Here is a 4,434-nt window from a genome sequence, read left to right on the forward strand (position 1 = left end):
GTCCTGTGCCGTGCGGCGCATGTACTGGAAGTCGCGCGGACCGGCGTCCGCGCCGTCGATCAAACGACAGCGGTCGGCCATGCGGATGACGGTAAAGTCGGCGCGCACCATGCCTTCCTCGTCGAGGAAGTGGGTGTAGATGCCCTTGCCGATGTTGTTGTCTCCGCCGATCTTGGCCGCGCACAGCCATTCCAGCAGCGCGACATGGTCGGGACCTTCGATGTCGTACATGGCGAAATGCGACAGGTTGACGATGCCGCAATCCTCGCTCATCGCGAGATGTTCGGCATTGGAGACGCGCCAGAAATGGCGGTTGTCCCACTCATTCTCGCGCACCGGCACGCGGTTGCCGTATTTCTCCAAAAGGTGCTCGTTGGCGGCATAGCCGTGGGCGCGCTCCCAGCCGCCGAGCTCCATGAAATAACCGCCAAGTTCCTTCTCGCGCTCCCAGAACGGCGAGCGCCTGATATTGCGGGCCTTGGAGAACGGCTCGCGCGGATGCACCGCCGGATTGTAGACCTTCATCGCGGTCTCGGTGCAGCGATCCCAGATGAATTGCTCCTTGGTCTGGTGCGGATAGAACCGTGCATAGTCGATGGCATGGTGATCGATCGCGGTGCGGCCGTCGGTCATCCAGTCGGCGATCAGCTTGCCCATGCCGGGACCGTCCTTGACCCAGATGGCGACGGCATACCAAAGGCCCCGCACCTTCTGGCTTTCGCCCATGGACGGGCCGCCATCAGCCGTCACCTGGAGAAGCCCGTTGAAGGAATGGCTCTCGTTATAGCCGAGTTCGCCGAGGATCGGCGTCAGTTCCATGGCGCGTTCGAGCGGTGCCAGGATCTGCTCCATGTCGAGGTCGCGCTGTGAGGGCGAAAGCCGCGCCTGGTCCTTCTCCAGCAGGTCGCGCGGATGGCAAAGGCGCGGATTGGTCTCTTCGTAGTAACCCCACTCGATCTGCCCGCCCTCGGCGGTCTTTGGATCGCCGGTGTCGCGCATATAGGCCGAGTTGCCCTGGTCGCGCAGCAGCGGCCAGCCGATCTCCTTGCCCGTGCCGGCGAACTCGTTGTAGGGGCCGAAGAAGGTCAGCGGATGGTCGATCGGCATGACCGGCAGGTCTTCGCCCACCATTTCCGCGATCAGCCGGCCCCATATACCGGCGCAGACGACGACATAGTCGGCCTCGATGGTGCCGCGGTCGGTCACCACGCCTGATATGCGGCCGTCCTTGACGACAAGCGACCTGGCCGATGTGTTGGCGAAGGATTTGAGCTTGCCCGAGGCTTCCGCCTGATCGACCAGCTTGCCGGCGACAGTCTGCGAGCGCGGGATGACCAGGCCGGCATCGGGATCCCACAGGCCACCCTGCACTATTCCTTCTTCGATGAGCGGAAATTTTTCCTTGATCTCGGCCGGCTCGATCAGGCGGGCGCGCGTGCCAAACGCCTTTGCGGAGGCGATCTTGCGCTTGATCTCTTCCATGCGGCTGTCATCGCCGACGCGAGCCACTTCCAGGCCGCCGATGCGGGCGTAGTGGCCCATCTTCTCGTAGAAATCGATGGAGTAGAGCGTCGTCCAGCACGACAGGAAATCGTGGCTGGTCGTGTAGCAGAAATCGGAGGCATGCGCGGTCGAGCCGATATCGGTCGGGATGCCTGATTTGTCGATGCCGACAATGTCGTCCCAGCCGCGTTCGATCAGATGATGGGCGATCGATGCGCCGACAATACCGCCCAGGCCGACGATGACGACCTTCGCCTTATTCGGAAACTCTGCCATTGCCCGCGACTCCAAAGTGATAAAGCGGGCGGACTATAGGGCGGAGCGGCAGCACGATTGAAGCCTGTTTGCGACATTGGCAAAAAGCCGAGCGACCAGACGGCAGAATGCTTGCCGTCGGACCCTTGGCGGTTCGCCTTCCAAGGTGAAGGCTATAACTCAGGCGAAGGCCCAGATGTCCTCGGCCTGGAAGCCGACCTGATAGCCTGAGGTCTTCAGCTTGACCACGACCTGGCCGATCTCGGCCGCCGGCAGCGCGCCGACCTCGACCTTGATCATGCCGGGACGGTAACGCTTGAGGTCGAGCTGTTCGAAGACGATCCAATCGGCGCCCTCGCAATCGACGAGAAAGGCGTCGATATGGGTGATGCCGTTGCGGTCGAGCAGCGTCTGCAAGGTCTCGGATGGCACCTCGATGTCCCTGAGATGCGGCGCGAACTTGTTGAAGTTGGCGTCGGCCTCGCCCCAGGCATTCTTGCCCGACATCAGATTGGTGTCGGTGACCGACGAGCAGCCGATGAACTCGATGGGCAACGTGCCGGCCTCGAGCGCGGCGGCATCGAAGGTGTGGACGGTGATCGTGCCCTTTGTCTTCGTCACCGCCACCGGCTCGATGATGAACCGGCTGGCGTCGGGGTAGTTGGCGCGCAGTCGTTTCTGATTGTACGGGATCGGCTCGACCAGCATCGCGCGTGCGCCAGCTATGCGGTGTAGCCACGGCGTCACGTCATCGAACAGCGCACCGTCGCAGGCACCGACATTGACCATCTGGAACGGTCGCCCTGCCCCACCAAATCGCGCCTTCAGCGCCGCCCTGGCCAGGAACTTCGTGCCGCGCAGCGACGGCCCGCGATCGAGAACACCACTTGGAAGACCAAGCGACAGGGCAACGCGCGCCAGGCTGGATAGCGAACTCATGGCTTGTCTCCGGGAATGATTGGCAAGGGCGCGCGATTCTGGCCACGAGCCGCGGCTGCCCACAGCGCCATGAACGGCGTCGCCAGCAGCAGGAATGGCGGGATCAGATGCGGGAAATAGATGCGCGTGTCGTGGATCGGAAAGACGGTGAACTTCGCCAGCGCGCCGAGCACCAGTGCCGCAAACAGGATGCCGGCGCGGCGGTCGAGGCGGAAGCCGGCGCGGGCGGCGGCAAACCAGCCGGCCAGTGCCAGCACCGACACGCCGACCCAGCTGTTCAGGCTGACGGCGCGCAGCAGCGAGGCGGCAAACGCCCTGAGATAGGCGGTGACCGAGAATGGCGGTTCGAAACCGTCCATATTGTAATGCTGCTCAATGCTGGAGAACCACAAATGCGGCCACCAGCCTGGATGATGAGCCCAGTGCGAAATGGCGAAATAGGCGACGAAGGAAGCGGCGAAGCCGGCCAGCGCGCCCCACGCCTTCTGCCGGAACGCAACCAGCAGCACAGCAAAAACAGCAAGGAAAACAATATTGTCCGGGCGCACCATGAAGGCGAGGAAAAGCAGGAGCGCCGTTGCCGCCTCGTAGCCGCGGACATAGGCATAAAGCCCGCCCAGCAACAGCGCCGACGTGAGCAGATCCGGCGTCGAGGCGCGCGCCGCATCGCCGAAATCGGCCATGATCAGCACCGCGCCGACCGCTGGCGCCAAAGCCAATGCCTTTTCCGAGCGCAGCCACAGCAGCGCGATCACGCCGAATAGCAGCACGGAGAACACTGACACCAGGCGCATCGCCTCGACTGGCGACATCACCGCGCTCATCGTCGACAGTATCTCGGCGTAGAGAAATTTGATCCGGTACATGCCGAGCAGTGAATGGAAGTCGGCCGCATTCTGCGCCATGTGGCTGCGGAAGCCGCCGCCATCGTCGGTCAGCGCCTTATAATCGCTGGCCGAAACGCCCGATTTGACGGTGTTGTAGGCATAGTCATGCAGCGCCTGGGCATCGGGATAGGTGCTTTCCTCCGATATAGCGAGATAGGGCAGCATGTCCCAGTTGGCGTCTGGCATCACCCAGGCGGTGAACGCTGTAAAAAGAATGTAAAGCGCGAAAGCCGCCGCGCCGATCGGTGCTGCCAGCCGCGCATAAGTCCCCTCGCCCCACGTCAGAACGGGCTCGGTGAGCCGGTCGACTGGGTTTTGTGGAGCGGGCGACTTGGTCAGCATCGTTGTATCCAGCGAGCGCTTAACGGACCTGGCTTTTGACGAAATCCTTCACGATTCCCACGATGCCGCGCGACAGCAGGCTGTCGAAGGCATCGACGAAGCGGTCGACATGCTCGCGCTGGCAGATCAGCGGCGGCTCGAGCCGGATGACGTTGCGGTTGTATTCGGTGAAGGCGACCAGCACATCGTAGTCGCGCAGCAGCAGCGCCCCGATGAAGCCCGACAGCGAACCCTTCAGCTTGTCGTCGAGCACGCTGACGATCGGCCGCAGCACCATCGGCAAGGTCTGCGAGAAGTCGTGGAACTCCAGGCCGATCATAAAACCCTTGCCGCGCACCTCCTTGATGATCTTCGGGTACTTTTCCCTGAGCGCCTGCAGGCGCTGCAGCAAATAGTCGCCGGTGACGGCGGCATTGTCGATCAGCCCCTCGTCGTAGAGCACGTTGAGCCCCTCGATCGAGGTGACGCAGGCCTCGCCCATGCCGCCGAAGGTCGCCATGGCATGGAT

4 protein-coding genes are annotated in these 4,434 nt (G+C 62.8%); all 4 read right to left on the reverse strand.

What is annotated here, in order from left to right:
* Positions 1-1,779 (reverse strand): FAD-dependent oxidoreductase (locus EN750_RS20430; RefSeq protein WP_145967796.1); only part of this gene is annotated, 1,779 nt, incomplete at its 3' end.
* Positions 1,780-1,938: 159 nt separating this feature from the next.
* Positions 1,939-2,697, reverse strand: coding sequence for an FkbM family methyltransferase (locus EN750_RS20435; protein ID WP_127397476.1), 759 nt, complete (start codon positions 2,695-2,697; stop codon positions 1,939-1,941).
* On the reverse strand, positions 2,694-3,926 hold the full coding sequence (locus tag EN750_RS20440; RefSeq protein WP_127397477.1) for a glycosyltransferase 87 family protein: 1,233 nt from the start codon (positions 3,924-3,926) through the stop codon (positions 2,694-2,696). The genes EN750_RS20435 and EN750_RS20440 overlap by 4 nt, the downstream gene beginning before the upstream one ends.
* A 19-nt stretch (positions 3,927-3,945) precedes the next feature.
* Positions 3,946-4,434, reverse strand: a 489-nt coding sequence (locus EN750_RS20445) for an aminotransferase class III-fold pyridoxal phosphate-dependent enzyme (RefSeq protein ID WP_127397478.1), incomplete at its 5' end; no start/stop codon positions are given.

This window comes from Mesorhizobium sp. M7A.F.Ca.ET.027.03.2.1 (genome assembly GCF_003999175.1).
In the GTDB taxonomy this organism is placed as follows: Bacteria; Pseudomonadota; Alphaproteobacteria; order Rhizobiales; family Rhizobiaceae; genus Mesorhizobium.